Source organism: Gracilimonas sp. BCB1, assembly GCF_040117685.2.
Lineage (GTDB): Bacteria > Bacteroidota > Rhodothermia > Balneolales > Balneolaceae > Gracilimonas.
Map to the genome: position 1 here is coordinate 134,564 of NZ_JBEDYP020000008.1, position 25,104 is coordinate 159,667.

23 protein-coding genes are annotated in these 25,104 nt (G+C 42.9%); 15 read left to right on the forward strand and 8 right to left on the reverse strand.

Features of this window, described 5'->3' with window-relative positions:
• The first annotated feature begins 16 nt into the window (after positions 1-16).
• The 6 genes from ABFW99_RS03590 (at position 17) to ABFW99_RS03615 (ending at position 7,452) form a co-directional block, all read left to right on the forward strand.
• Positions 17-1,177, forward strand: coding sequence for a succinylglutamate desuccinylase/aspartoacylase family protein (locus ABFW99_RS03590; RefSeq protein WP_349354571.1), 1,161 nt, complete (start codon positions 17-19; stop codon positions 1,175-1,177).
• Positions 1,178-1,284: 107 nt separating this feature from the next.
• On the forward strand, positions 1,285-2,082 hold the full coding sequence (scpB, locus tag ABFW99_RS03595) for an SMC-Scp complex subunit ScpB (RefSeq protein ID WP_349354572.1): 798 nt from the start codon (positions 1,285-1,287) through the stop codon (positions 2,080-2,082).
• A complete protein-coding gene (locus ABFW99_RS03600; protein WP_349354573.1) occupies positions 2,079-2,921 on the forward strand; it encodes a pseudouridine synthase in 843 nt (280 codons plus the stop codon). Before scpB ends, ABFW99_RS03600 begins: the two co-directional genes overlap by 4 nt.
• Before the next feature lie 11 nt (positions 2,922-2,932).
• Positions 2,933-3,808 carry an alpha/beta hydrolase family protein gene (locus ABFW99_RS03605; RefSeq protein ID WP_349354574.1) on the forward strand — a complete coding sequence of 292 codons (876 nt, stop codon included), beginning with the start codon at positions 2,933-2,935 and terminating at the stop codon, positions 3,806-3,808.
• 115 nt (positions 3,809-3,923) lie between these two features.
• Positions 3,924-6,449: a zinc-dependent metalloprotease gene (locus ABFW99_RS03610; protein ID WP_349354575.1), complete on the forward strand. Its 2,526-nt coding sequence runs from the start codon at positions 3,924-3,926 to the stop codon at positions 6,447-6,449.
• Positions 6,450-6,582: 133 nt separating this feature from the next.
• A complete protein-coding gene (locus ABFW99_RS03615) occupies positions 6,583-7,452 on the forward strand; it encodes a sterol desaturase family protein (protein ID WP_349354576.1) in 870 nt (289 codons plus the stop codon).
• Here the strand turns inward: ABFW99_RS03615 and ABFW99_RS03620 are convergent, their stop codons facing one another.
• The 4 genes from ABFW99_RS03620 to ABFW99_RS03635 all read right to left on the reverse strand — a co-directional run bounded on the left by ABFW99_RS03620 (position 7,453) and on the right by ABFW99_RS03635 (position 10,822).
• Positions 7,453-8,073 (reverse strand): YdeI/OmpD-associated family protein, encoded by a 621-nt coding sequence (locus tag ABFW99_RS03620; RefSeq protein ID WP_349354577.1) that lies wholly within the window; start codon positions 8,071-8,073, stop codon positions 7,453-7,455. It abuts the gene before it with no gap.
• Positions 8,074-8,079: 6 nt separating this feature from the next.
• Positions 8,080-8,658 (reverse strand): YdeI/OmpD-associated family protein, encoded by a 579-nt coding sequence (locus tag ABFW99_RS03625; protein WP_349354578.1) that lies wholly within the window; start codon positions 8,656-8,658, stop codon positions 8,080-8,082.
• 75 nt (positions 8,659-8,733) lie between these two features.
• Positions 8,734-10,461 carry a sodium:solute symporter gene (locus ABFW99_RS03630; RefSeq protein WP_349354579.1) on the reverse strand — a complete coding sequence of 576 codons (1,728 nt, stop codon included), beginning with the start codon at positions 10,459-10,461 and terminating at the stop codon, positions 8,734-8,736.
• Positions 10,462-10,720: 259 nt separating this feature from the next.
• Positions 10,721-10,822, reverse strand: coding sequence for a WbqC family protein (locus ABFW99_RS03635; protein ID WP_440707430.1), 102 nt, complete (start codon positions 10,820-10,822; stop codon positions 10,721-10,723).
• A gap of 116 nt (positions 10,823-10,938) precedes the next feature.
• On the opposite strand from ABFW99_RS03635, the gene ABFW99_RS03640 reads away from it, so the two are divergent.
• From ABFW99_RS03640 to ABFW99_RS03665, 6 genes are all read left to right on the forward strand, one after another.
• Positions 10,939-11,280 (forward strand): helix-turn-helix domain-containing protein, encoded by a 342-nt coding sequence (locus tag ABFW99_RS03640; RefSeq protein ID WP_349354580.1) that lies wholly within the window; start codon positions 10,939-10,941, stop codon positions 11,278-11,280.
• Positions 11,281-11,408: 128 nt separating this feature from the next.
• Complete coding sequence (locus ABFW99_RS03645; protein ID WP_349354581.1) at positions 11,409-11,720, forward strand: hypothetical protein; 312 nt, start codon at positions 11,409-11,411, stop codon at positions 11,718-11,720.
• Positions 11,721-11,785: 65 nt separating this feature from the next.
• Positions 11,786-11,965 (forward strand): hypothetical protein, encoded by a 180-nt coding sequence (locus tag ABFW99_RS03650; RefSeq protein ID WP_349354582.1) that lies wholly within the window; start codon positions 11,786-11,788, stop codon positions 11,963-11,965.
• Between the two features lie 20 nt (positions 11,966-11,985).
• Positions 11,986-12,171: a hypothetical protein gene (locus tag ABFW99_RS03655; RefSeq protein ID WP_349354583.1), complete on the forward strand. Its 186-nt coding sequence runs from the start codon at positions 11,986-11,988 to the stop codon at positions 12,169-12,171.
• A gap of 227 nt (positions 12,172-12,398) precedes the next feature.
• Positions 12,399-13,538, forward strand: coding sequence for an HlyD family secretion protein (locus ABFW99_RS03660; protein ID WP_349354584.1), 1,140 nt, complete (start codon positions 12,399-12,401; stop codon positions 13,536-13,538).
• 13 nt (positions 13,539-13,551) lie between these two features.
• Entirely contained in the window at positions 13,552-15,747 is a 2,196-nt protein-coding gene (locus tag ABFW99_RS03665; RefSeq protein ID WP_349354585.1) for a peptidase domain-containing ABC transporter, read from the forward strand.
• A 195-nt stretch (positions 15,748-15,942) separates the two neighbouring features.
• Here the strand turns inward: ABFW99_RS03665 and ABFW99_RS03670 are convergent, their stop codons facing one another.
• Entirely contained in the window at positions 15,943-16,602 is a 660-nt protein-coding gene (locus tag ABFW99_RS03670) for a WbqC family protein (protein ID WP_349354586.1), read from the reverse strand.
• Between the two features lie 130 nt (positions 16,603-16,732).
• Between ABFW99_RS03670 and gltX the strand changes: the two genes are divergently transcribed.
• Positions 16,733-18,214: a glutamate--tRNA ligase gene (gltX, locus tag ABFW99_RS03675; RefSeq protein WP_349354587.1), complete on the forward strand. Its 1,482-nt coding sequence runs from the start codon at positions 16,733-16,735 to the stop codon at positions 18,212-18,214.
• A 359-nt stretch (positions 18,215-18,573) separates the two neighbouring features.
• Here gltX and ABFW99_RS03680 read toward each other — a convergent pair whose 3' ends face one another.
• Positions 18,574-20,319, reverse strand: coding sequence for a M14 family metallopeptidase (locus ABFW99_RS03680; protein ID WP_349354588.1), 1,746 nt, complete (start codon positions 20,317-20,319; stop codon positions 18,574-18,576).
• Positions 20,320-20,327: 8 nt separating this feature from the next.
• Positions 20,328-21,974, reverse strand: a complete 1,647-nt coding sequence (locus ABFW99_RS03685; RefSeq protein ID WP_349354589.1) for a M14 family metallopeptidase — start codon at positions 21,972-21,974, stop codon at positions 20,328-20,330.
• Positions 21,975-22,141: 167 nt separating this feature from the next.
• On the opposite strand from ABFW99_RS03685, the gene ABFW99_RS03690 reads away from it, so the two are divergent.
• Together ABFW99_RS03690 and ABFW99_RS03695 are read left to right on the forward strand one after the other, a co-directional pair.
• Positions 22,142-23,857 (forward strand): Na+/H+ antiporter NhaC family protein, encoded by a 1,716-nt coding sequence (locus ABFW99_RS03690; RefSeq protein ID WP_349354590.1) that lies wholly within the window; start codon positions 22,142-22,144, stop codon positions 23,855-23,857.
• 52 nt (positions 23,858-23,909) lie between these two features.
• Positions 23,910-24,311 (forward strand): hypothetical protein, encoded by a 402-nt coding sequence (locus tag ABFW99_RS03695; RefSeq protein WP_349354591.1) that lies wholly within the window; start codon positions 23,910-23,912, stop codon positions 24,309-24,311.
• Here the strand turns inward: ABFW99_RS03695 and ABFW99_RS03700 are convergent.
• Positions 24,308-25,072, reverse strand: a complete 765-nt coding sequence (locus tag ABFW99_RS03700) for an NRDE family protein (RefSeq protein ID WP_349354592.1) — start codon at positions 25,070-25,072, stop codon at positions 24,308-24,310. The genes ABFW99_RS03695 and ABFW99_RS03700 overlap by 4 nt on opposite strands.
• Positions 25,073-25,104: the final 32 nt, after the last annotated feature.

Sequence of the window (25,104 nt, forward strand, 5' to 3'; positions counted from 1 at the left end):
TATCAGCTACGAAGTATTGACCGTAAACTTAATGCACACTGAACAGGAAACAGAACAAAAACCAAAAAATGATATTGAGAGGATAATATGGAGTCATAAATCGGAGGTAGGGCCAATATTTGTGATTTTTGCCGGTGTGCATGGTAATGAGACGGCCGGATTAGAAGCTTGTGAGCATATCGCTGCTGCTCTGGAAGCCCGAAAAGATGAGATACAGGGTTCCGTATATATGATAAGAGGCAATAAAAAAGCCATTCAGGAAGAAGTTAGGTACATAGATTTTGATTTGAATAGGATCTGGAATAACCTTGATTCCGGCGCGAATGAACTCAGTGAATCGGCTGAGTGGGAAGAGGCACATGAGCTAAAGGAATTGATAAACCATATCATCGGCAGATATAGTGATGATATGAAGGAGATTTACTTTATTGACTTGCACACCACGTCTGCCAAAAGTTGTGCTTTTATACCGTTCAATGATACACTTGAGAATCGAAGAATAGCTTTGCGGTTTCCGGTTCCACAGATTCTTGGTATTGAAGAATCCATACATGGCACATTGCTCAGTTATATCAACGACTTGGGATATCCGGCGATTGGTTTTGAAGCGGGCAGCCATACTGACCCTCTGTCTGTAGAACGTACAGAGGCTTTTTTATGGATATATCTTGATTTCGTAAGTATCGTTAACCTTGAGATTAAGAAACTCCGGCAACTAGAAGAGAAACTTAGGCCCGAAGCAAAGATCCCCATTAAATATTATGAGATAAACCACCATTACCTTGTCGAAGATCCTGAGTTATTCAGAATGAAGAAAGGGTATGTAAACTTTGACAGTGTCAGAAAGGGGGGTTTTTTAGCTTATGACAAGAATCAAAGAATAGAAGCCCCTGTTTCCGGATTTATTTTTATGCCCTTGTACCAGAAGAAAGGGAATGATGGGTTTTTTATACTCAAAGGCCGGTCTCCTTTTTGGCTTGAAATGTCATCTATTTTCAGAGATAGCTTTATAAACAACTATCTGCACTACCTGCCCGGAGTTGAAGAATTAGAGCCCGGTACATACACCGTGAATCTCACAATTGCCCGTTTCTTTGTTAAGGAAGTTTTTCACCTACTGGGGTACAGAGTTATCAGAAAGGATGAGAATAAGCTTATTTGCTACAAACGGGTGTAATCATTCCCGGGACAGTTTTTGTTAGCTGTTCATTTGGCTGTATATTTAAATCTTTGTCAGCCGGTAGTACGAAAAGCCGGTAATATTGAATTTTATGACCATTTTTGATGAGAAACGATTATGAATTTATTGATGGCACCCGGCTTTCATCGGTGATTGAAGCACTGATTTTTGCCAGCGAGGAGCCTATTCCCGGTTCAAAAATCCGGGAGATTATTGTCGAGAATGAAGAGCAGATTGAAATTACCGAAGTGACGGTCTCTGATTTTGTAGACAAGCTGAACGAACGCTATGATGAAAATGGACTGAGCTTTCGCATTCAGGCGTTGGGCGGGGGTTATACGTTCGTGACGGAGAAAAAATATCATTACTGGCTGAGCATCTTTCAGCATGAAAATGCTTACCGGAAGCTGTCGCAATCGGCTATTGAGTCACTTGCCATTGTGGCTTATCGCCAGCCTATTACCAAGCCTGAGGTAGATCAAATTCGTGGTGTAGACTCCGGGTATATTTTGCGCCAGCTAATGGAGAAAGCGTTGATTGAAGTTTCGGGACGGGCGGATAGTCCCGGAAAGCCACTCTTATACCGAACTACAAAACACTTCCTGCGTCATTTTGGAATTAACTCGGTGGATGAATTGCCGAAACCACGCGAGATCGATGAAATTCTGAAGGATGATGACATGGCTGAGCATCGTCAGTTATTGATGGAGCGCCAGCTTATGATGGAGGAAATGAACGATGACGATGAAGAAGTAACTAAAGAAGATGTTGCGGAAGAGTTACTAACTGAATACCAGGAAAAGAAGGCAGCCAGAGAATCTGAAGAAATTGAAGAGGCTGGCGAAGAACAGACGCAGCCCGAAAATGAAAATGAAGAAAGTGAAACCAACGAGGAAGAATGAGTAACCATAAAGATGGAAATAAATCAAGAAAGAGAAGGCCCAAAAATAAGGCGGATTCTAAAAAAGCAGCTACCGCAGATCAGAATTATTCCAAAGACGAAGAAATCCGCTTAAATAAATTTATTGCCCATGCCGGGTTTTGCTCCCGCCGTGATGCGGACGAGTATATTTCTGCCGGTAAGGTTCAGGTTAATGGGCAGGTTACTACAGAATTAGGAACAAAAGTTCGACGGAAAGACTCTGTGGTGGTTGATGGTCAAAACCTGAGTTTGGAACCGTTTGTATATCTGTTGCTGCACAAATCCAAAGATGTAATTACCACCACCGATGATGACCGCGACCGAACTACGGTGATGGACCAAATTGAGGACGCCACCGGTTATCGGGTATATCCCGTAGGTCGGCTGGACAGAAACACCACCGGGTTACTTGTGTTGACAAACGACGGTGACCTGGCGCACCGTTTGATGCACCCCAGTTATGAAGTTCGAAAAACTTATCAGGTTTCCACAGAGAATCCTCTTTCGGAAGGGCAGCTCGAGCAGTACCTGGAAGGGGTTGAACTGGAAGATGGGGTCGCTAAAGGATATAACATCACACAATTTGTAGATGACCCATACACCTTCGAAATGTCGGTATTTGAAGGCCGGAACCGACTGATTCGCCGTATGGTAGAATTTCACGGAACAGAAGTGACTAAGCTGAAGCGAATAGAATATGCAGGACTCACGCTAAAAGATGTTCCGATGGGGAGATGGAGATATCTTCGCCAAAATGAAATTAATAACCTGCGAAAATTGGTTAAGCTTGAGACATTAGACTTTAATAAAGGTAAATAAACACATATTACATGGAGATTAGCAGTATTTCGATTTCATCCGGACAGGTAGAATCTAATGAAGGATTGCCGATCCGTTATGATTTGTATTCACCTATTTCAAGAAACGGTCTCAGCTTTCCGGTCATAATTTTCCTGCACGGATTTAAGGGTTTCAAAGATTGGGGGCCTTTTCCGGATGTTTGCGAAGAACTGGCGCGCGCAGGCTACGGGGTTGTAGCTATGAACTTTTCACTCAATGGAATCGGTGAAAACAAGACAGAATTCACCGAGATGGAGCTTTTCGAGAGAGAAACATTTACGCAAGACCTTGATGATGTGGGTACGGTAATTGATGCTCTGCAAAAAGGAGAGATTACGGATAGCCATTCCAATTTGAACACAGATGTAATTGGTTTGTTGGGGCATTCCCGTGGCGGGCAAACAGCCATTGCAGCTGCTGTGGAATATGCTCCGGTGCAGTGTTTGGTAACATGGTCTGCCGTAGCCGATTACCGGGAACGCTGGACCAAAGAAATGAAAAAAGATTGGGAAGAGCAGGGCTACACTGAAATTGAAAACAGCCGAACCGGACAGAAGATGAAGGTTGGGAAAGTGGTTTATAAGGACTCGGTGGACAATGCTGAACGCGTTATAGCGATGGAGCGGGTGAAGGATTTAAGAATCCCGACATTGTTTATTCATGGAAGAGATGATGAGTCTGTTGCTTATACAAACTCAGAAAAGCTTCATATTGCATGCGAAGCCCGGGATAAAGAGCTTCGGTTGGTTGCCAACGGAACGCATACGTATGGGGCCGCGCATCCTTTTGAAGACCAGGATTTCCCCAAACCTTTTGCGGAAGTACTGGAATGGACGGAAGGCTGGTTCGTAGAACATCTGCGCTGAGAGGCTTCTTTTAATATTTTTACACAACAATTGCCTGATACTACTTGATTAGCAGGCAAAGTAGCCTCACTTTAACTCATCTGATTATTTACCAATAAAGAACTAACGAGGAATCATGAACTACGGAAAAAATACTTTTACCAAACTTGCCGTAATGCTTCTGAGTTTTACCTTTGTATTAGCAGGGTGTAAAACAGCAGAAAAAGCAGCAAGTTCTTCAGAAACACCTTCTCGCAGTATGCGTGGTGGCGGCTCCGGTGGTGACAACGGAATGAAGAAATACAGTGATGTCATCACTAAAGATGCCGAAACAGATGAAGGTCTGTTTGACGTGCATAAAGTGGATGACAAATATTATTATGAAATACCTGACGCCCTTTTAGAACGCGAGATGCTGTTAGTAAGTCGTATTGCTAAAACAGCGGATAATCTCGGATATGGTGGCGAAAAACTGAATACACAAATCGTTCGGTGGGAAAAGAAACAAGACAAGATTTTGCTTCGCCATGTTTCATATGAAAACGTTGCCTCGGATACGATGCCGATTTATGAAGCGGTAAGAAATTCAAATTTTGAGCCCATTATCGCAACGTTTGATATAGCCGCCCTGAATGAAGATTCAACAGGCTCTGTAGTTGAAATTACCAGTTTGTTTACCGATGATATTCCTTCTTTAGGATTGGATAGCGGTGATCGCCGGCAATACCAAGTTCGCCGGGTTGATGGCAGCCGAACTTTTATCGAGCACATCAACAGCTACCCTAAGAATATTGAAGCACGCAACCTGATTACATACGACGCGAGTAACCCTCCGTCAAATTCATCGACCGGAACCATTTCTCTGGAATTAAATCACAGTATGATTGTACTACCAGAAGAGGAGATGAGATCTCGTTCGTATGATCAGCGCGTTGGATTTTTTAGTGTTCAGAAAACCAAGTACACGGATAATGCTCAAAAAGCGAAACAGATTCGAGATATTACCCGATGGAAGCTGGTTCCCAAAGATAAAGAAGCTTACATCGCTTGGTTAAACGGTGAAAGTGATGAGCTGGTGGAGCCTGAAAATCCAATTATATATTACGTTGATCCTGCTACTCCCGAAAAATGGAGAAAATATTTACTGCAGGGTGTAGACGACTGGCAGGTTGCATTTGAAGCTGCCGGTTTCAAAAACGCTATTATGGGTAAACTCCCTCCAAGCAAAGAAGAAGACCCTGAGTTCAGCCCTGAAGATGTACGCTATTCGGTGATCAGGTACTTCGCATCTCCGGTACAAAATGCCTACGGTCCTCATGTTCATGATCCAAGAAGCGGACAGATTCTGGAAAGTGATATTGGCTGGTACCACAACGTGATGAACCTGCTTCGCAACTGGTTCTTCATTCAAACGGCAGCTGCCAACCCGGACGCCCGCGGCGTGGAATTTGATGATGAAATAATGGGTGAACTGATCCGATTTGTATCTGCTCACGAAGTAGGTCACACCCTTGGCTTCCCACACAACTGGGGTTCAAGTTTTGCCTACACTGTAGATCAGCTACGCGATCCCGAGTTTACATCAACTCACGGAACGGCACCGTCCATTATGGATTATGCTCGTTTCAACTATGTGGCTCAGCCCGGTGACGGAGTTACCAACTTCTATCCTGCTGTTGGAGAATATGACAAATGGGTGACGAAATGGGGTTATACCTGGTTCCCGGATGACATGAGTGACGAAGAAATCGAAGCTACTCTCAACGAGTGGACGATCGAAAGAGCAGACGATCCCGCTTATTTCTATGGCCGGCAGACCGGAAGTAAAATTGATCCGCGTTCTCAAAATGAAGACCTCACCAATAACGCTATGGAAGCCGGTGAGCTTGGTCTGGCTAACCTTCAGGTAATTACTGAGAACCTGATTGACTGGACAGAGCGAGAAGGAGCAAATTTTGAAGAGCTGGATGAATTGTACGGCAATGTACTTAGCCAGTGGTACCGTTACATGGGCCACGCACTAAGTAATATTGGCGGTGTGTATGAGAACCATAAAACTTACGAGCAAGATGGTGCGGTTTACGAACCGGTACCGGAAGCCACACAACGTGATGCCATGGAATTTCTTCAGCAGCATGCATTCAGTTCACCAACCTGGGCATTCAGTGATGAAATCCTGAGCCGCGTGAACCAGTCATCTGCAATTGATAACTTCAGAAACTACCAGGAAAATGTTCTGGGTAGTGTAGCAGATGCTCAACGTATTGCTCGCCTGATTGAGTTTGAACGACGTTCATCAGGGGATGTTTATACCGCTTTTGAAATGATGGATGACCTGCGAAACGGTATCTTCACTGAAGTACGAGCAAACGAGAATATTGACGTACATCGCAGAAACCTCCAGCGTGCATACATCGAGCAGATGGAATCGTTGATGACCAATGAGCTTCCAAATATTCCGGCTCAATGGAGACAATTTCTTGGCTGGACCCAGGTTGATGTAAGTCAGTCTGATATCCGACCCATCGTTCGAAATCAGCTTACAATTCTGAACCGCGACATCGGTCGTGCACTCAGAAGTGGCGGATTTGACCGATCAACCCGTGTGCACCTTGAAGATGCGCAAATGAGAGTTGAAGATATTTTAGATGGTGACGATTAATTTCTGAGCTAACTAAGTATCTTTTTAAGCCTTCACTCAAAATTTTGAGTGAAGGCTTTTTTTATGTTTAGATTTTGAAGATCAATCACTGTTTTAGCATCTTTGGCTGGTAGTTAATTAACAGTCTGTTTCTATGGAATCATTAATTGAATTTTTTGAAGATGTACCCACCGTTTTCAGAGCGGGGATGTTGGTAGGCGGAATATTTCTATTCTGGATTGTTGAAGGTGTTTTTCCGCTTTTTGAGTTTGGGTATAAAAAAGTACGTCATGCGGCGATCAACCTGGTACTGAATGGCTTTTTTGTAGTGATAGGCCTGGGTTTTGCCGGGCTGTTGGTATGGTCGTCGAATTATGTAACCACAAACGGATTCGGCGTACTTCAGTGGATTGAGATGCCGTTATGGGCTCAGGCAGTAGTTGGAGTGATGCTGCTCGACTTCTTCGGAGCTTACCTGATCCATTGGATTGAGCATAAAGTCGTTTTTATGTGGAAGTTTCACCTTGTTCATCACAGCGACACTACCGTGGATGTTACCACCGGACTTCGTCACCATCCTGGAGAAGCTGTTTTCAGAATGGTTTTTACCATCATAGGGGTGATTGTTGTAGGGGCTCCGATATGGATCGTATTTCTTTACCAAAGTATTTCGGCGTTATTTGCTCACCTGACGCATGCTAATATCAATATGCCAAGAAAGATTGACCGCGCACTGTCGTGGGTTTTTATAACCCCGCTGATGCATAAAGTTCACCATCATTACACGCAGCCTCTAACCGATACCAACTATGGGAATATATTCGCTATATGGGATCGGATGTTCGGCACCTTCGCTCAGGTAGATGAGACAACCGAGTTAAAATATGGGATCGATACGCATATGGATCCGGCTGAAAATGATAATCTGGGTAACTTGTTAAAGATACCCTTCCAGTCTTATCGACCGCCGGTAGGATCTAAATTTGGAGATGAGCCGGATGTTAGAAAGGCTGACGGTGAATGATCAGTAATCATGAAACCCTTTTCCACCCATTATTTTGGGGATGCACTTCTCAATTCTACGCTTACGGGTGGAAGACTGTTTAGCACCCGAGAAATGGATAATGTAGCCACGTTGCCTGCCGGGTGTTAGTGCTTCAAAGGCTTCCTGAAGAACCGGGTCTTCATCGAACTTTGCTTGTAGTTCGTCCGGGATTGGTTCCGGGTTCTTTTTGAACGGTACTTTCTTTCCTGCTTTTTCAATCTCGATGGCTTCTTTGATATACTCTTTCAAAATATGTTCGGTATCCGTGACTTGATCTACGCTGGTATATTTGAAGAGCCTTGCCGCTTGCGAGTTTTTCCCGGGCTTTACCATGATATCATGAGGGTCTTTCAGGAGCGAACCTTTGAAGAAGCTGACAGAACAATAGCTTTTGAAGGCACTCAGGATAAGCACATTGCTATCCTTGTAGGTATAACAGGGAACACTCCATTTCACTTCTTCTGTCAGTCCCGACTCAAGAATAATGAGCCTGAGTTGTTTCAGTTCCTCCTGCCAGTCATTTACCTTACAGTCCGGAGTACCCCCCAGTGGGCATCTCCCGCAACCTATATCGAGATATTGATCAACTTCAGGGTTCATTTTTCTTTAATCTTGTAATCCTTTTCCTTGAAGAATATCCGGAATAGCTTTCTCTACTCTTCGGGTACGTGTTTTGGATTGTTTAGCTCCGGAAAAATGAAGTAAATATCCCCGTTGCCGTCCCGGTGTTAACAATTCAAAAGCCTTTTTTAGAGCGGGGTCTTCATCGAGTTTAGATTGAAATTCTTCCGGGACATCAAACTCCGAAGTCTTCTTCATTTTTACTTCCTTCCCGGATTTCTCCACCTCAACTGCTTCATTGACATATGCCTGAATGAAGTGTTCCTGATTTATAATTTCTTCAAGATTGCCAAACCGAAGCTGCCGTGCTGACTGAACATTTTTAGTTTGCCGGACCAGAATGTCCTCAGTGTCTTTGAGCAACACCCCCTTGTGAAACAGAAGAGCACAGTAATCTTTAAACCCATGGATGAGTACTACATTATTTTTATTTACCGTGTAGCACGGACAACCCCATTTCAATTCCTCAGTGAGTCCACATTCCAGGATAAGCATTCTGAGTCGTTCATACTCTTGTTTCCATTGAGTGTCTTTTTCAAAAAACCAGTCAACCTCAGGGTTCATAACCAATCAGCTCTTGTATTGATGTGTTATAGTAATGATAATAAAACGAGGAGAAAACTTCGGGCTGAAATAACCTTACTTATTCTTATAAGCTATGCTCACCAAAAAGCCAATAAGTACAACTACCGCAGTCCCAACCGGATTCAACCAAAGAAACTCAATAGCTTTAGCATATCCATCAGGAACCTGGCTCCAGGGAAAGATGAAGGAATAATCAGTGGTTGCTGTATTGTAGAAAAGCCGGTCGAAGGTAAAAACGGAAAGCATGCCTGAAATGAGTCCGATCAGAGCCCCTGTTCCGGTTGCCCGCTTAACCCAAAGTAACAGTACAAAGACTCCAAGAATGGATCCGTAAAAATAACTGCCGATTTGGTTAACCAATTCAATAATAGATTTGGTTTCCCCAAGTAACAGGGCAGAGACGGTAGCAATGGCACCCCACATAAAGGTCACGCCCCGGGATGACTTCACATAATGCGCTTCGGTATGTACATCTCCTTTCAGGCGCTGGTACCAATCAACTATCGAAACAGTGGTAAGGGCATTCAGTTCACTGTCGATGCTGCTGAGGGCGGCCGCAAAGATTCCGCCTACGATCAACCCAATAACACCAATAGGAACATGGTTTAGTATGAAATAGGGAAAAATGTAATTGGTATCGTTTACATCAGCCTGTCTGATTTCGGCTTGCAGAGCCAGGTCAGCCTGTCGGGCTTCATTCATTTCTTTGTCGGCATTGACAAAAGCTTGCTGAGTTTCCGCATTTCGATTTTGAACAGCTTCGAGAGCGGCATCTTCACGGGCAATATGTGCCAGCTGATACTCTTTCTGGATTCGCTCTTCCGCCAGTTGATACTCCTGAGTTTCAGCCACTGGTTCGGATGCGCGGAAGGAGGCGGGGGCGGGGTTGAAAATGAAGAATACGTACAACATCACCCCAAGAAGAAGAATAAAGAACTGCATGGGCACTTTAGCATATGCCGTTAACAGTAATGACTTTCGTGCATTTTTAACGGAGTCGGTTGTGAGGTAACGCTGAACCTGTGTTTGGTCGGTTCCGAAATAGGAGGCCATCAGAAAGAAGGCTGCGATTACCCCACTCCATACATTGTATTTCTCAGAAAGGTCAAAATTCAGATCGAGAGCAGTGAGCTTATCCAGGCTGCCGGCGAGGTACAGGGCATCGCCAAAGTTGACTTCTTCGGGGAGATTGAGCCAAATCAACCCAAAAGAAAAAATAAGCCCAAACATCATAATGGCCATTTGTTTCACATCGGTGTTGATAACACCGGCGATCCCTCCAACAGTGGTGTAGGCTGTGGCAATTACCCCGATAATAATAATGGTGACGTTTAGTGGAAGTCCCAATAGCAAAGCTAATACGTAGGATGGAGCCGCAATCACAACGCCCAGTGCAAGTCCTCTGGAAATGAGGAAAAGTCCGGCTGTTGTCAATCGGGTTTTCAAGCCAAAGCGTTCTTCCAGCACTTCATAGGCCGTAAAATTCTGCATTTTGTTGAAGAAAGGAACCAGGAACATGCAAATGAAAACCATAGCAAATGGAATAGCCAGGTACGTTTGCACAAAGCGCATGTCTTCAACGTATGCGATTCCGGTGGTGCCAATAAACGTAATAGCGGAAGCCTGGGTGGCCATTACAGAAAGCCCAGCTGCCCACCAAGGCATAGAGCGGTTAGCCAGCAAGTAGCCTTCAATGGTGGAAGCGTCTTTACCCTGACGGGTTCCATCCCAAACGGTGTACCCGAGAAAAGCAATTAAAACCGACCAGTCAATCCAGCTCATAGTTCGTTCAGGGCAGGTTGAATGTAGAAGTGAAGATCAGAAAGAGCAAAATGTAGGCTACACCCAGTACCAAAACAATGGTGTAGTCTTTAAGCCACTTGGGTTCTGAAGTCGGTTTATTTTCCATGCCCGATAATAGTTAATGTGTTTTTCTTTTGAAAGCGGAAGAATATCGAACATTCAACAAGGAACATCGAACTTTGAACTGATTATTTTTATAACTGCATTAAGCTTCCGGCCTTTGCACCAATGACTAGGTTTAAGTGAATTCCTCAATTACCTTAAAACTCTCTTTACCACAGTTCATCAGAAGATCAATGATGGAGCATTCGGGGAGGAAATCATCATCTAACTGGGGAATATTTAGCTTGGGAGCTCATTCAAGCATATTTAAGGTACCAGAAAAAGTTTTTTGTAACATTTAATAATCACAATACTCTTACTTTTATTAAGCATAATAAAAACAAGAGTTGGCTTATGGGGGGAAAGCGAAGAGTGCGAATTTCAGAGGCAATTCAGGTATTAGAAAAAAATTACCTGGATATTTTAACAGTATATGAGTGGGCAGATGCGATGGGATATTCCAGATCTCATTTTTGCCGAATTTTTAAAAAAGAATTTGGTACGAATCCTAAGGATAAATTGAAGACTTTTCGGCTCAAATTAATTAAAGAAGAGATTAGAAAAAATCCTAAAGCTATTGGGTATGAAATTGCTGTAAATACTGGTTTAACTGATAGTAAGTCGCTCCATAAATTTTTATACACCCATTTTGATAAAAATATAACGGCTCTAAAATACGATTTGGCAGTAGGTTAGAGATAAAAGCACAGATTGGAGGGGTAAATATTTGTGTGTTTTAGTGTGGTGCATCATATTAAAGTATATAAATGCAGTATGTGTACTCTAACACATCACAAGTTGGTAAATTTCTAAAATATGTTCTTATGGGTTTAAAAAAATCACTAGATCGGGTAGAGTATTTAGATTATTTGATAAGAAGGAAATGCACGGGTACCCCCAAAGAATTGGCTGAAAAATTAGGCATTTCAGAACGCTGGCTCTATGAAATACTAAACGAATTGAAGCATGATTTTGATTGCCCTATCAAGTATTCGAGGAGGAGAAGGAGTTATGTTTATACGTGTAGTGGCAGTCTTGTGATTGAATTTATGAGGAAGGAAGAACAAAGTAATTTGAATGCAGGTTTTAATGATTCTGCGGGTTTTTCTGAATTGTTTTCTTTTACTGCTGTATAAGTGCACTGTAAAAAGCTACAATATGATTAAGTAGTAATTTTAACCAATGAAATGAGGTATTAGTTATGCTTAAAATCGATGACTACAATTTTGATGTACTTTCGGAAAGAGAGTTAACCAAGATTAAAGGCGGAAACCCAATAGTAGGTTGGGGTGCCTTAATATGGTTTGGCAATCAAGTAGTAAGCAATTGGGAGGATATAAAACGAGGAGCTATAGATGCTTGGAATGAAATATCATATTAAACATAAATTTAAAATAACATATGATGGAACATATAAATAAAAAGTTATCACTAATAGAATTAACCGAACTTGAGAAAAGTAATATTTCTGGAGGAGAGCCAACACCCGATACCCCTTTTTGGTATGATGTAGCTTGGGTAGTTGTAGCTAGTTTTAAAATCATGGCACCGGTTAGAAAAGCCACATCCATGACAATGACTTATTAATTAAATTTGCGACATTTGATATATCAAATGTCGCTTTTTATATGTATGGCTGATAATAATAAAAGTAAGAATCTAAGTTGGAAAGATATATTCAAGATTGCTTGTTTGTGGTTAGTTCTATCATTTTTAGTACATGAGTTATATCCAATTTTAAAAAAGCTAATATTTGAGATGCTTAAATAGAAATAATTGATTTTTATCATATTCAAACTTTAAAATTTTTTTTGATGCTTTTCCCAAAAGAAATTTTCGAACAAACCACGCAAAGCTTATCTATACGTCACACCGTCAGCTCCCAGATTTTATACACTACAACACTTTGTTTTTTGGCAGGTTTATTTGTGTCACTTCCCTTCATTCAGGTAGATGTTAGTGTAAAAAGTGATGGAATGATACGGGCCAATACTGAAAGGCAAGTTCTTAAAACTCCAGTTTCGGGAATAATATCAGAATTTAGAATAAAGGAAAATAATCTTGTACAAAAAGGAGATTTGCTGGTTTCTATTGACTCCGAAGAGATAAAACAAAGCATGGAATACAACCGGCAACGGCAGGCCGTACTTCGGAACTATAAATGGGACTTGAAATCTATCAAAAGAAAATTAAAAGGCGAACTACAAATTTCTTTAAGTACTCCTTTATATCGTTCAGAGTGGTTGGCTTTTGAACAGGAGAGAATGGATTTGGAGGCAAGTGTACGCAACATTGAGTCTGAATATGAGCGCAAAAAGAAGCTTTTTGATAAAGAGCTCATCAGTCAAGTCGAATTAGAAGAACAAACGTTTCAGCTTCAATCTGAGAAGAGAAGATTGGAATTATTGCAACGATCAAAATTGAATAGCTGGCAGCAAGAATTAGACAATTTTGAACAAGAATTTAAAGGGCTACAGGCTGAACTTGCTCAATTAAAAAAGGAAAAAGAACGGCACTCTCTATACGCCCCGGTAGATGGAGTCATTCAAAATGTAGCAGGCATTTCTAAAAACAGCATGATTTACGTAAATGAAAAAATTGCTGAGATTTCACCGAATACCACTTTAATTGCAGAGCTCTATGTATCCACCCGTGATATAGGGTTACTGAAAAAAGGAATGCAGGCCCGATTCCAGATTAACGCATTCGATCATAATCAATGGGGCAGCTTGCATGGCTCTATTTCAGAGATATCAAATGATGTAATCGTTATACAAGACCAACCGGTATTTTTGGTACGATGCAAATTAGATCAGGATTTTCTGGAACTTCCCAATGGGTATAAAGGCAATCTAAAAAAGGGAATGACGCTTCAGGGAAGGTTTATTGTAACGGAAAGGAGCCTCTTCCAACTGCTGTACGATAATGTAGATGACTGGCTGAATCCGGCGTAAAAGAGAGTATAAAATGAATATAAACAGAATTGGGGTCAAACAGCATGATATAACCGATTGCGGTGCGGCTTGTCTAGCGTCCGTGGCTGCTCATTATGAATTAAAAGTTCCTATCGCGAGGATACGGCAGTATGCTTCAACGGACAAAAAAGGCACTAATGTTCTAGGAATGATTGAAGCCGCTGAAAAATTAGGCTTCGAAGCCAAAGGCGTAAAAGGTGAAATGGACAGTCTTACCCAAATTCCGTTACCTGCTATCGCCCATGTTGTGGTTAAAGAAGTACTCCATCACTTTTTGGTGATTTATAAAGTGACAAAAAAGCATGTAGTGGTAATGGATCCAATGGATGGGGAAAAGCACAAGATTGAACATTCGGATTTTGAGGAACAATGGACGGGCGTACTTATTTTACTCTTGCCTTCAGAGGAATTTACCCCTGCTGATGAAAAAGTCTCCATCATGAGCCGGTTATGGTTTCTGATGAAACCGCATAAATGGGTATTAATTCAGGCTTTTTTTGGAGCGTTGATTTATACGATTATTGGGTTGTCAACAGCTATTTATGTGCAGTTGATTATTGATCATGTGCTCACGGGTGGAAATATGAATTTATTGAATCTGTTAAGTGTGGGTATGATAGTCCTGCTCATATTCCAAATTTTTATTGGTGTCATCAGAAGCTTGTTTGTGCTAAAAACAGGACAACTTATGGATGCACGATTAATATTGGGGTACTACAAACATTTGATACGCCTTCCCCAGCGATTTTTTGACACTATGCGGACCGGTGAAATTATTTCAAGGATTGGGGACGCCGTAAAAATTCGTGCTTTTATTAATGATGTTTCTATTAATCTTGCTGTAAGTGTGTTAACAGTAGTTTTCTCATTTGGTTTGATGTTTACATATTACTGGAAATTGGGTCTGGTGATGCTCCTGATTGTTCCAGTTTATGGCATCATTTACTTGATTACAAATCACATAAACAAGAAAACGCAGCGCAAGGTCATGGAAAGCGCAGCGGATTTGGAATCTCATTTAGTAGAGTCTATAAACTCTGCCTCTACGATTAAGCAATTTGGCTTAGAAGGATTTGCTAACATGAAAACGGAAACCCGTTTCGTGGGTTTGCTACAGCATATTTATCGCTCGGGGTTAAATTCTATCTTCTCTGGAAACTCAACCCAGTTTTCATCCCGACTTTTTACAATCATACTGCTATGGGTAGGGGGATATTATGTTTTACAACAATCTATCACCCCAGGAGAACTGTTGTCATTTTATGCGCTCGTAGGTTATTTCACGGGGCCGGTAAGTCAATTAGTTGGGATGAATGTACAGATACAAGATGCCCTGATTGCAGGTGATCGATTGTTTGAAATCATGGATCTTGAAAAGGAAAAAGAAGGTCAGAAAATTGATATAAACTCAGAAAATATTGGAACCATAGAATTTAAAAATATCGAATTTAGGTATGGATCACGGGTAACCGTATTTGAAGACTTTAGTGGTGAGATACCCAAAGGAAAAATTACGGCTTTTGTAGGTGAGAGCGGTTCAGGGAAAACAACATTAATTAATATTCTGTTAAAATTATATCCTATTAAAAATGGCCAGGTTTTAATTGGAGATGTAAACCTTGATTATGTAAGCAACAAAAGCTTAAGAAAAAATATAGGTGTAGTTCCTCAGGACATTGATCTTTTTGATGGGAATGTCATCTCAAATATCGCCATTGGTGAATTAGAGCCAGATATGGAAAGAATCATAAGCATTTGTAAGAAATTAAATATTCTTGATTTTATTGAAGAGCTTCCAAATAGTTTTAGTACATATTTAGGAGAAAATGGTGCTTCATTATCAGGAGGACAAAAACAAAAAATTGCCATTGCAAGAGCTTTATACAAAGACCCTGAAATTTTGATTCTGGATGAAGCGACTTCTTCGCTGGATTCTTCTTCAGAGAATTATATCCAAAGAACAGTCGAAGAACTTAGAAAGGAAGGGAAGACCATTATTCTGATTGCACACAGACTTAGTACTGTACTTGGAGCGGATAAAATTTGTGTTTTGGAAAAAGGTAAGCTAATTGAAGAAGGGAATCATGAAAGCCTTTTTTCAAAAAAAGGAGCTTATTATGGAATGTGGAATAAGCAATTACCGATAGACTTAAACAAATTTCTTAAGAAAAACGGTATAAAAGCTTGAGTTTATATCTTGAGTTTTTTTCTTTTGAAAGCGGAAGAATATCGAACATTCAACAAGGAACACTGAACTTTGAACTATTCTTTTCTTTGAGAAATAATTTGATTACCCCGGAATGTTAATCAGGAGTTTCTCCTCACGCGAGGAGATTAAGAGGTGGGTAGAGTGTTTGACAGGTTTATGAGCTTGAGTTAAAGGTTAAATCTTTTCTAAAACCTTAAAACTCTCTTTTCCACAGTTCATCAGAAGATCAATGATGGAGCATTCAGGAAGGAAGTCATCACCCAATTGAGCGTATTCGGGATGCTTTTCTAAAGCAGGTTTGGCTTGATCACTAAGCCATTGGTAGTTTTTGGCATCGTACTCCTGGTAGAGAATATCGGCTTTGGTATTACCCATGAAAGTGTTCGGGTTGGAGTCAAAATCGGCAGTCTGACTTGCCAGCTCATACTCAATATTCAACTCCAGGTAGGTCATCATTCTTCCAAAAAAGTAGATATTAAAATCAATGAGTTTCTCAAATTCAGCAGCTTTTTCAACATCATGCTGTAGCTCATCCACAAAAAAATCAAACCAGGTAGCTTCGGAGTAGGAATGATAGAGCGCATTCCAAAACGGCTCTATCCATTCTTCTTCGTGTTCTATTCGAACTTCACCAATGGCCTTTTTCTTGTCCTCTGTTTTTATGGGGATGTTAATCCACTGCTTTCCTTGCTCCCCTTTGATGACTGCTCTATGAGTTCTTCCTTTTCTCGACCACTGCTCCAGATCATTCCATATTACACGATCCGCTTTAAGCATGGCAACAAGATCATAAAGGTTCGGAGCAAACTGTGGTTGTACGAGGGCGAGGCGCAATGTGGACTAATAAATTTTGAATGTTGAATTGAACTTAGCCATTTCAACATTCAAAATTTAGCATTTAAAATTTCTTATCTTTGACTTCTGATAAATTTAAAATTTCGAAATCTAAAAAAAGAGATACTAAATGAGCGTTCGCGTACGATTTGCTCCATCACCCACCGGATTTTTACACATTGGCGGACTGAGAACCGCACTTTATAACTATTTATTTGCCCGTCACAATGAGGGCACTTTTGTGTTGAGAATTGAAGACACCGATCAATCCCGATATGTAGAGGGAGCCGAACAGGATATTATAGATTCCCTGGAATGGGCCGGAATGGAAATTGATGAGGGCCCGGGTAGAGGCGGCGATTTTGGACCGTACCGACAAAGTGAGCGAAAAGACATCTATCATAAATATGCAGAGCAGTTGATTGAGGCCGGTCATGCGTACTATGCTTTCGATACTGTTGAGGAAATTGATGAGATGCGTGAGCGGTTGGAGAAATCAGGAAATCCTTCTCCAAAGTATGATTCTATCACCCGCCAGTCCATGAAAAACAGCCTGACCCTCTCTCAGGATGAAGTTCAAAAACGTCTGGATAATGGTGATGAGTATGTTGTTCGTCTGAAGGTTCCTAGGAAAGAGAATATCCGTTTTGAAGATGAAATTCGCGGCCACGTTTCTTTCGATACGGAAGGGTTGGACGATCAGGTATTGCTGAAATCAGACGGAATGCCAACGTACCATCTGGCTAATGTTGTGGACGATCACACCATGGAAATTTCTCATGTTATTCGCGGGGAAGAGTGGTTGAGCAGTACACCCAAACACATCCTGCTGTATAATGCATTTGGATGGGAGCCGCCGAAAATGGCACACCTGCCGCTGATTATGAGCCCAAGCGGAGGAAAGCTTTCCAAGCGTAAAGCCGAAAGCGAAGGAATTCCGGTGAACACCAAAGACTATATCAAAGGAAATTATGAGCCGGATGCCCTCGTTAACTTCCTTGCATATTTGGGCTGGAGCCCCGGAGACGATTCTGAAATTCACGATATGAAAGAGTTGTGCGAGCTATTCACGCTTGATCGAGTGAGTAAAGGCGGAGCGGTTTTCAACTACAAGAAGTTGATGTGGTATAACGAAAACTACATTCGCGAACACTCAGTAGAAGAGCTGAAACCCCGGGTTAAGGCACTTTTTGAGGAGTCCAAGTTTGAGATTCCCAGTGATGAGTTTCTCACGCATGTAATTGAACTGCTTCATGAGCGTGTTTCTACTATCGAGGAGTTTGTAAGCATGGGTGCGTTCTTTTTTGAGGCTCCGACAGAGTATGATGAAAAGGCACTTAAAAAGTGGAAGGATGACAGCCCGGTGATTCTCAAAGCCTATCGTGATAAAATTGCTGAGCTTTCGGAAGAGGATTTCGAAGCCGTTACATTGAAAGACAAAATCAAAGAAACCATCGAAGAGCACGATGTGGGTTTTGGAAAACTGATGATGCCGCTTCGGGTCGCAGTTAGCGGTCAGGGTTTCGGCCCTGATCTGACACCGGCGCTTGAGCTCATCGGAAAAGAAGAAGTACTGGATCGTATTGATACAGCCATCGACAAACTGGGGTGATAGAATACGGATTAGCTGGATTTAGCGAATATTCGCAGATAGTTTTTTTAGATAAGTTAATAACACGGCAATAGCGGAAGCGTCGCGCTTGTGCGGTGTTGAATTAAGCTTTGTTGCCAGTTTTAAATTCCAAGCGGACGCTTGAACTATTGAACAATATATAGTGTCAGCGTCATCCGCGTACCAATTCCATTGATCATTCACTGATCTATGTTTTAACCTTTCCAAAGTTATAACTTGGAAGGCTTATGCTATCCGGCTTTAATAACTTTGGAAAGGTTATTAAAGGCCAACAATTCTAGATAAAGCTAGATAAAGGAGATCGCGGGTCTCAGCCCGCGATGACTTCCTTCACGTCATTATTTCTTTTTAGAAACCAGCCCGCCTTTTTTACTATCTACAGTAATGGTATAGTTATTCCCGCGACTGATAATCCACCGAACCGTTACAGAATCCATTCCGGGGATGTTATCTACCGCCAGTTTCTCGGGATTGTGTTTTTGCTCTATGGTTTGATTCAGTGCACGGTTCGTTACCACCATACCAGCTTCAACTCGTGCACCATCAATACTGATGTAATTCGGTGGGGTAATTTTATACTTCAAATCCTGACTGGCATGGGTTGGAATCATACGGGTGTTGGTGATGACGGCCGTCACTTCTTTGAGTCCGCCTCCCAAATCCTTCTCAGAAATCTCATCAATAACCAGTTGCGGAGTGTGGTAAGCGTGATAAATGGTAAAGGCCATATTCCGGTGCGCCATCTGTTCCAGCAGGAAACCGGGATGAGCACGACCCAGGTTTTTCTTAAGTCCGCCTATTTCAATCTCTCCGTACTGAGGATGATCATAGGGCTCCCATTCCACTAAGGCATCATTGAAGAGCAGGTATTTATTGAATTCATACACTTGTTCGCCATACCGGCCACCGCCTTCCTCATTAAACATCTCATAGGGAGTCCAAAGCTCGTTGGTAAAGGTGAAAGCTCCACGGCTACCGTAGAACCAGTCCAACTCTCCACCAAAAACGCTGTAGAGGTCTTCGAAAACCACGAGGTAGTCATAGCCGGGCATCAGTCGCTCGCCCATCTCCCCAATGGCATCATAAACCTGTACGTCCGAGCGATTGTAAGTATCCCGATCTTCTTCAGCGCCCGGACCGCGCAGCATCATACCACCGGCATTATGATAACTTTGTCCGGCAGCAATGTTGGGGTGATCCATTACGAATTCCATCACGGCACGGTTTTCAGGCAGTGAAAACGGATACTTGTGGGCACCCCGTTGTATGTAATCGGGCTGCCAGTTCCAACCCCAGTCCCGGTTCGGATCATAATAACCTTCGGCATCTTCATTGATACGACCATCATTGTCGTTATCCAATCCTTCTGATCCAAGCAGTTCATATTCGCCGAACTCACCTTCTCCAACGCGCTGCATCAGTTCAGGATATTCCGGGTGGGGGTTAAACTGCCCGCGCGGATTTTTACGGCGCATGTAGGTGATGCTTCCGTCCCCGTTCAGGTCGTCGTATTTATCTTCGTTTACCTTCCCATCCAGGTCGTTGTCGATGGGTTTCATGCCTGAGCGAGGGGAGCTAGCCGTGTTCGGAGCTTCAAAGAAGTTCTCACGTCCGTCCGGATTGATGGTCGGGGCAATATAAAACGTCTTCTCGTTCAGCAGCTGTGTGATGAACTCATTCTTGCCAAACATCTCAGCAAGGTACCAGGCGGTATAAAGTGATACCTCTGTTCCCTGAATCTCGTTGGAGTGAATGTTGCCATCAATATACATGGCCGGTTTGCGGTCGGTATTTCCTTCCTTAAAATTGGAGACGGTCAGTAACCAGATATCACGTCCTTGATAAGACTTTCCAATCGATTCCCGTTTAACCAAATCCGGGTGAGCATCAGCTAATTCTTTGGTGAAATCCGTGATGGTCTCGTAGGTATAGTATCGGTTCCAGCTGGCTTCCACTTTAGGGTTGGCCGGGGAGCCGGCCGCCTGGAAAAATCCGTCCGTAATTTGAGCCTGCACGGTTGATGGCTGCATCCAGATAAGACCGGCAAGGGCTGTAAAAAGTAAAAAGTGTGTTAATTTCTTCATGGCTATCTCTATCGGATGGTATGTTCTTTGGTTGAAATTCCGGTATTTGGAGCTCCGGCTGAGAGGCTGAATGTTCCCTTACCCCGAAGCAGCCAGGTTTTCTGAATACTTGCGTCTCCTTGTATCGACTCAATAGTATCCAGCCGCTCTCCGCTTACAAGTTCAAGTCCGTTGGAAAGGCCGATTTCCACGACGACCTCTTTCACCCAGTTGGTGCGCTCTCCAAGGCGGGAGGCTGTGGGTAGAATTCCATCGTTATGAATATCTACAGTGATACGGGTCAGGTTCCGTCCGGCTTGCTGTGCTTCAAAATTTACCAGTTTAACCGAGGGTTTCATGGAAGCGAGCTCCAATATAAAATCGGTGTGTTTCTCGGCGAGAGAATCCACCAATTCAAAGGGAGGATTCAGCTGTACGAAGGGTTTGATTCCACCCACTTCCACTTTTTTGTTAGGGAAATCGGGGTGATCAACTTCCTGCCAGTCCACAAATGCATTCAGATTGTTCTGTTCAGCCCATGCAAGGAATTGGGCATCTTCGCTGTCAAACTTTTTGGGATCATCCTCGTCATCTTTTACTTCGGGCGTCCACCAGCCGGGCGTGCTAAAGCTGAACCGGCCGTAATGAAAATACGCCCACTGAAAGAAATCACCGGATTGGCCTTTCATTTCCGGAGCATTTTGGAGACCTGTAATATCGTTATAAGTGTCGGATACGAGCTTGTTGATGGCTACATCTTCTTCATACCAACCTCTGATTACACGCTGACTAACCGCTCCGCGATTAAACTTTACAGGTGTACTCAGGTTATTAGCCGGTCCAAATGATACTACAGAAAAAACATTGGGTGCTTCCTCAAAAAGAAAGTCCATAACGGCCCGGGTCTCGATTTGTGAAGCCATATTCTCTCCGGCTCCCGGCTCGAAGTAAGGGTAGTCGTAAGTAAAGTTCATGTTGATATTGACGCCACCTGCATTATCTTCATTAAAGGCGCCGTCCCCGTCATCATCAATACCCTCGGTAAGTAATTTGTAGGAACCTTTTTCACCTTTGGTGATGTCGGCCTTTTTCAACAGGCGCTCATCTTCGGGGTGAAGCATCCAACCTCCGGTTTCGTCATGCACCCGCATCATAGTAATGAGGTTGTCGTTATTCAGGTCGTTGAAGGGATCCTCATCAAAAGCATCATCACGATCTTCGTTGGTGGAAGTGGTGTTCACATCCCGATTATACTTCAATGAAGAAAAATACTGCTCCGTGGCGTCCGGGTTTATTCTCGGGAGTATATAAAATGTAGTTGTGTTCAGAAGTTGACTTACTTCCTCAGAAGAGGCATTCCCAAGAAGTTTCTCTGCAAAGCTCAGAGCCAGTTCACTTCCGAGGATGTGTGAGCCTTTAGCACCGCCCACAAGCGCAACGGCCGGTTGGTTTTGGACATCGCCGGATCCAATGGTAAGCAGCCAGATATCCCGTCCATCTTTTGTTTTAGCAAGAGAGGTTAGCTCGGCAAGGTTTCCGTAATTATCCTCAAGATCATTCAGCCGGTCGGTTAGTGAGTTGAAGTTGCTGTAGCTGCCCTGGGCAACGGTAAGCCCCGAAAAGCAAAGGCACCATCCCAAAAGAAACAGCGTTGATCGCAGTATCCTGTTTTTCATATTCCGTAATTAGATTTTAAAGTATAGTGAGATAGTAACCCGTTAAGCGATGCAATTCAAAGGGCTAACTGTTAAAAGTTAATAAGTGGACTCAACTTAGCATCTTGGTTTTAACTCAATAGATGTTATTTTCTGAGCGGCTTAATAATCAGATACACTAATCACGCATGAAAAAGAAAATAGCAGCACTCATTGGGGTGGTTTCCCTATTCATTTTAGCTTCTCAGTATGCCTGGGCAGATGTACAAACGGCCGAAGCTTCTTCTTCCATCGTTGGAAGCTGGCTCAGTATTCTGCCTCCACTGGTAGCTATTGGTATTGCCCTTATTTTCCGACAGGTTTTGTTTGCGTTGTTTTTAGGGATTTGGATGGGAGCCTACCTTGCAGGGGAACTCACTTTTTTAAATGTATTTGACAGCTTCTTTGCTTCTCTCAGTGAGTACATTGTGCCGGGTGTTTCTGATCCGGACAGAATGAGCATTGTTATTTTTTCCATCTTGATTGGTGGTATGGTAGGTATTATCACGGATAACGGAGGTACCCGGGGTGTTATCAAAGCCATTACCCGGTTTGTTCGAACAAAAGTGCAGGGACAACTCGTGACATCCCTGATGGGTTTTGTCGTGTTTTTTGATGATTATGCTAATACGATGGTTGTTGGGAATACCATGCGTCCTCTAACCGATAAGCTTCGCATTTCACGGGCAAAACTGGCGTATTTGGTAGATGCCACTGCTGCACCCATCGCTACCATTGCTTTGGTTAGTACATGGATTGGCGCAATGGTTGGCTTCATTGCCACGGCTGAGGCTGAGATGGCCAATTTCAACGAAGCGGCATATTCGGTATTTATTAATTCGCTGCCGTATAATTTCTACGCCTTCTTCACCATTTTATTTGTAATCCTGATCGCCTCTTCCGGTCGCGATTTTGGAACGATGTTAAAAGCCCGCATTGACCTGTATAAAGCCAAGCACGATTCCAAACTGGACAAATACAATCTATACAAAGATAAAATCGAAGAAGACGAGGCCAAGAAAGCTGAATCGCACTGGGCTAATGCGGCCATCCCGATTTTAACGCTTGTTTTCGGAACCATTATCGGGTTGTTTGTAACCGGTGAGGGAGACAGCATTCAGGCTATCATCGAGACAGCTAATTCTTACGATGCCTTACTGTGGGGGTCGCTGGCTTCCGTGGTTGTAGCCATAGGAATGACCCTGGCTCAAAAGCTGCTGGATATCGAAAAAACGCTCGAAGGCATGATGAACGGTATGCATGTGATGTTTGACGGAGTGTTAATCCTTGTTCTGGCATGGGGATTGAGTGATGTAACGGTAGCACTGGGTACCGCCGATTATCTGGTTTCTGTTTTCGGGGAGACGCTGAATCCTTATTGGATGCCGGCCATCGTGCTGGTGCTTTCAGCACTGACGGCTTTTGCGACGGGTTCAAGTTGGGGGACTATGGGAATACTGATGCCACTGGTGGTGCCTCTGGGATGGGAAATCGGAAATAACACCGGCGTGCCTATGGAGACTACCCTCGAAATTATCTACGCCAGTGTGAGTGCCGTATTGGCCGGGTCGGTTTGGGGTGACCACTGTTCACCTATTTCAGACACAACTATTTTGAGTTCCTTAGCCACCCAATGTGATCATGTGGAACACGTGAATACACAGCTCCCTTATGCGATGATTGTGGGTACCATTAGTATTCTGGCTATGATTGCAGCTATTGTTCTGAACATCTCCGTTTGGATTATTTACCCGGTTGGCGTCGCTATCATTGTGGGGATTATTTACAAATTCGGGAAAATACCCGATCCAGAAACGTATACTCCGGAAGGTAAAGAGCCGGCCATTACCAGTCTGGATGGATAATATTTGCCGGACGGATAAGTTTTTGATTTAGTCAGTAATCAAACAAAACAGTATGAGAAAACTATTGATTGTCCTTTTACTGATTGCACCACTTGGTTGTGATCTATTTGAAAACGAGCAAACCGTTCCAGTAGCAGCCATAGGAGAATGGAAGTGGACCCACTCTGCAGGAGGCTGGGGTAATAATGCTGATGCTGATTCGGTGGACTACACAATGAAGCTGACCTTGTATGCACAAGAAGCTATTTGGTACCGGAATGATGAAATTATGTATGAGTTCTGGGTAAGGGAGAAGAAGAAAGGGTGGCAGGAAAATTCGTTTTATATGAAATTGAAAGACGACAAAGGTTGTGATATGAGGGGAAGTTATAACAGCGAGGAGAACCTGTTAACACTCAGCAGTGCAGGCTGCACGGATTTACCCTCCCATTACTTTAAAAAAGCAGGTGATTAAATACGGAAGTGCTGCTCGCCTTCAATCTGGGTGGTTCCCGGCTTAAACCGCCGCTCGGTAAAATCAATATTCCCTTCCTTATCAATCAGCAGAACGGTAGAACAGCGGGAACCATAGCTTTCGGTTTTGATAAAAATGGAAGAGACCGCTTTTTCCAATTCTTTGGGGATTCCGGTTACAGGAAGTTCACCTTCAGCAGCTTTTTTTTCATTAGCCAGAAGTTTGAACAGATCTTCTTTATCAAAATCCTCTTCTTCAATAATCTTGTTCAATTGCTGATTGGCTCTCTCCAGCTTGGGCCAGGGGGTATCGAGCAGGGCGTTACTGAGACCATGAACTCCCGGTTCAATCCGGCTCACCTTTTTATTCTGGTTGGAATAATGATAGAAATCCTTGTGATCCCAGATCAGTAAATTAAATCCATTGTATAATTCAGCCTTCTTCGAAAGTCCGGCCAGATAATCCATCGCTGTTTGTTCATTCTTCAGGTAATCCAGAACAATTTCCCCTCTGCTGGGCGGGTCTTCTTTTTTGATGGAGGGGTCTCGGTAATTGGTAAGTGCACTCCAGCGTCCGTTTTTATTTATGCCCAGCCATGTTCCGCCGGCTTCAAGGTCTTTGCCGGCTAAAATATTTGGCTTACCTTCCTCTGTCCAAAATTGTGCTTTGCGGGTTGGTCGCCCATAGAACTCATCTCTGTTGCCGGCTAAGATTAAGTCGTATTTGGGATGAGCCTTGTATGCAAAAGTGATTAAGCACATAAATAATAACCAACGGTTTCGATATTTGCCTG

What these genes read in the sequence shown, in the direction of transcription:
- scpB (WP_349354572.1), top strand. Translation starts at nt 1,285, where the DNA reads ATGAGAAACGATTATGAATTTATTGATGGCACCCGGCTTTCATCGGTG.
- ABFW99_RS03600 (WP_349354573.1), top strand. Translation starts at nt 2,079, where the DNA reads ATGAGTAACCATAAAGATGGAAATAAATCAAGAAAGAGAAGGCCCAAA.
- ABFW99_RS03605 (WP_349354574.1), top strand. Translation starts at nt 2,933, where the DNA reads ATGGAGATTAGCAGTATTTCGATTTCATCCGGACAGGTAGAATCTAAT.
- ABFW99_RS03610 (WP_349354575.1), top strand. Translation starts at nt 3,924, where the DNA reads ATGAACTACGGAAAAAATACTTTTACCAAACTTGCCGTAATGCTTCTG.
- ABFW99_RS03615 (WP_349354576.1), top strand. Translation starts at nt 6,583, where the DNA reads ATGGAATCATTAATTGAATTTTTTGAAGATGTACCCACCGTTTTCAGA.
- ABFW99_RS03620 (WP_349354577.1), bottom strand. Translation starts at nt 8,073, where the DNA reads ATGAACCCTGAAGTTGATCAATATCTCGATATAGGTTGCGGGAGATGC.
- ABFW99_RS03625 (WP_349354578.1), bottom strand. Translation starts at nt 8,658, where the DNA reads ATGAACCCTGAGGTTGACTGGTTTTTTGAAAAAGACACTCAATGGAAA.
- ABFW99_RS03630 (WP_349354579.1), bottom strand. Translation starts at nt 10,461, where the DNA reads ATGAGCTGGATTGACTGGTCGGTTTTAATTGCTTTTCTCGGGTACACC.
- ABFW99_RS03640 (WP_349354580.1), top strand. Translation starts at nt 10,939, where the DNA reads ATGGGGGGAAAGCGAAGAGTGCGAATTTCAGAGGCAATTCAGGTATTA.
- ABFW99_RS03645 (WP_349354581.1), top strand. Translation starts at nt 11,409, where the DNA reads ATGGGTTTAAAAAAATCACTAGATCGGGTAGAGTATTTAGATTATTTG.
- ABFW99_RS03650 (WP_349354582.1), top strand. Translation starts at nt 11,786, where the DNA reads ATGCTTAAAATCGATGACTACAATTTTGATGTACTTTCGGAAAGAGAG.
- ABFW99_RS03655 (WP_349354583.1), top strand. Translation starts at nt 11,986, where the DNA reads ATGATGGAACATATAAATAAAAAGTTATCACTAATAGAATTAACCGAA.
- ABFW99_RS03660 (WP_349354584.1), top strand. Translation starts at nt 12,399, where the DNA reads ATGCTTTTCCCAAAAGAAATTTTCGAACAAACCACGCAAAGCTTATCT.
- ABFW99_RS03665 (WP_349354585.1), top strand. Translation starts at nt 13,552, where the DNA reads ATGAATATAAACAGAATTGGGGTCAAACAGCATGATATAACCGATTGC.
- gltX (WP_349354587.1), top strand. Translation starts at nt 16,733, where the DNA reads ATGAGCGTTCGCGTACGATTTGCTCCATCACCCACCGGATTTTTACAC.
- ABFW99_RS03680 (WP_349354588.1), bottom strand. Translation starts at nt 20,319, where the DNA reads ATGAAGAAATTAACACACTTTTTACTTTTTACAGCCCTTGCCGGTCTT.
- ABFW99_RS03685 (WP_349354589.1), bottom strand. Translation starts at nt 21,974, where the DNA reads ATGAAAAACAGGATACTGCGATCAACGCTGTTTCTTTTGGGATGGTGC.
- ABFW99_RS03690 (WP_349354590.1), top strand. Translation starts at nt 22,142, where the DNA reads ATGAAAAAGAAAATAGCAGCACTCATTGGGGTGGTTTCCCTATTCATT.
- ABFW99_RS03695 (WP_349354591.1), top strand. Translation starts at nt 23,910, where the DNA reads ATGAGAAAACTATTGATTGTCCTTTTACTGATTGCACCACTTGGTTGT.
- ABFW99_RS03700 (WP_349354592.1), bottom strand. Translation starts at nt 25,072, where the DNA reads ATGTGCTTAATCACTTTTGCATACAAGGCTCATCCCAAATACGACTTA.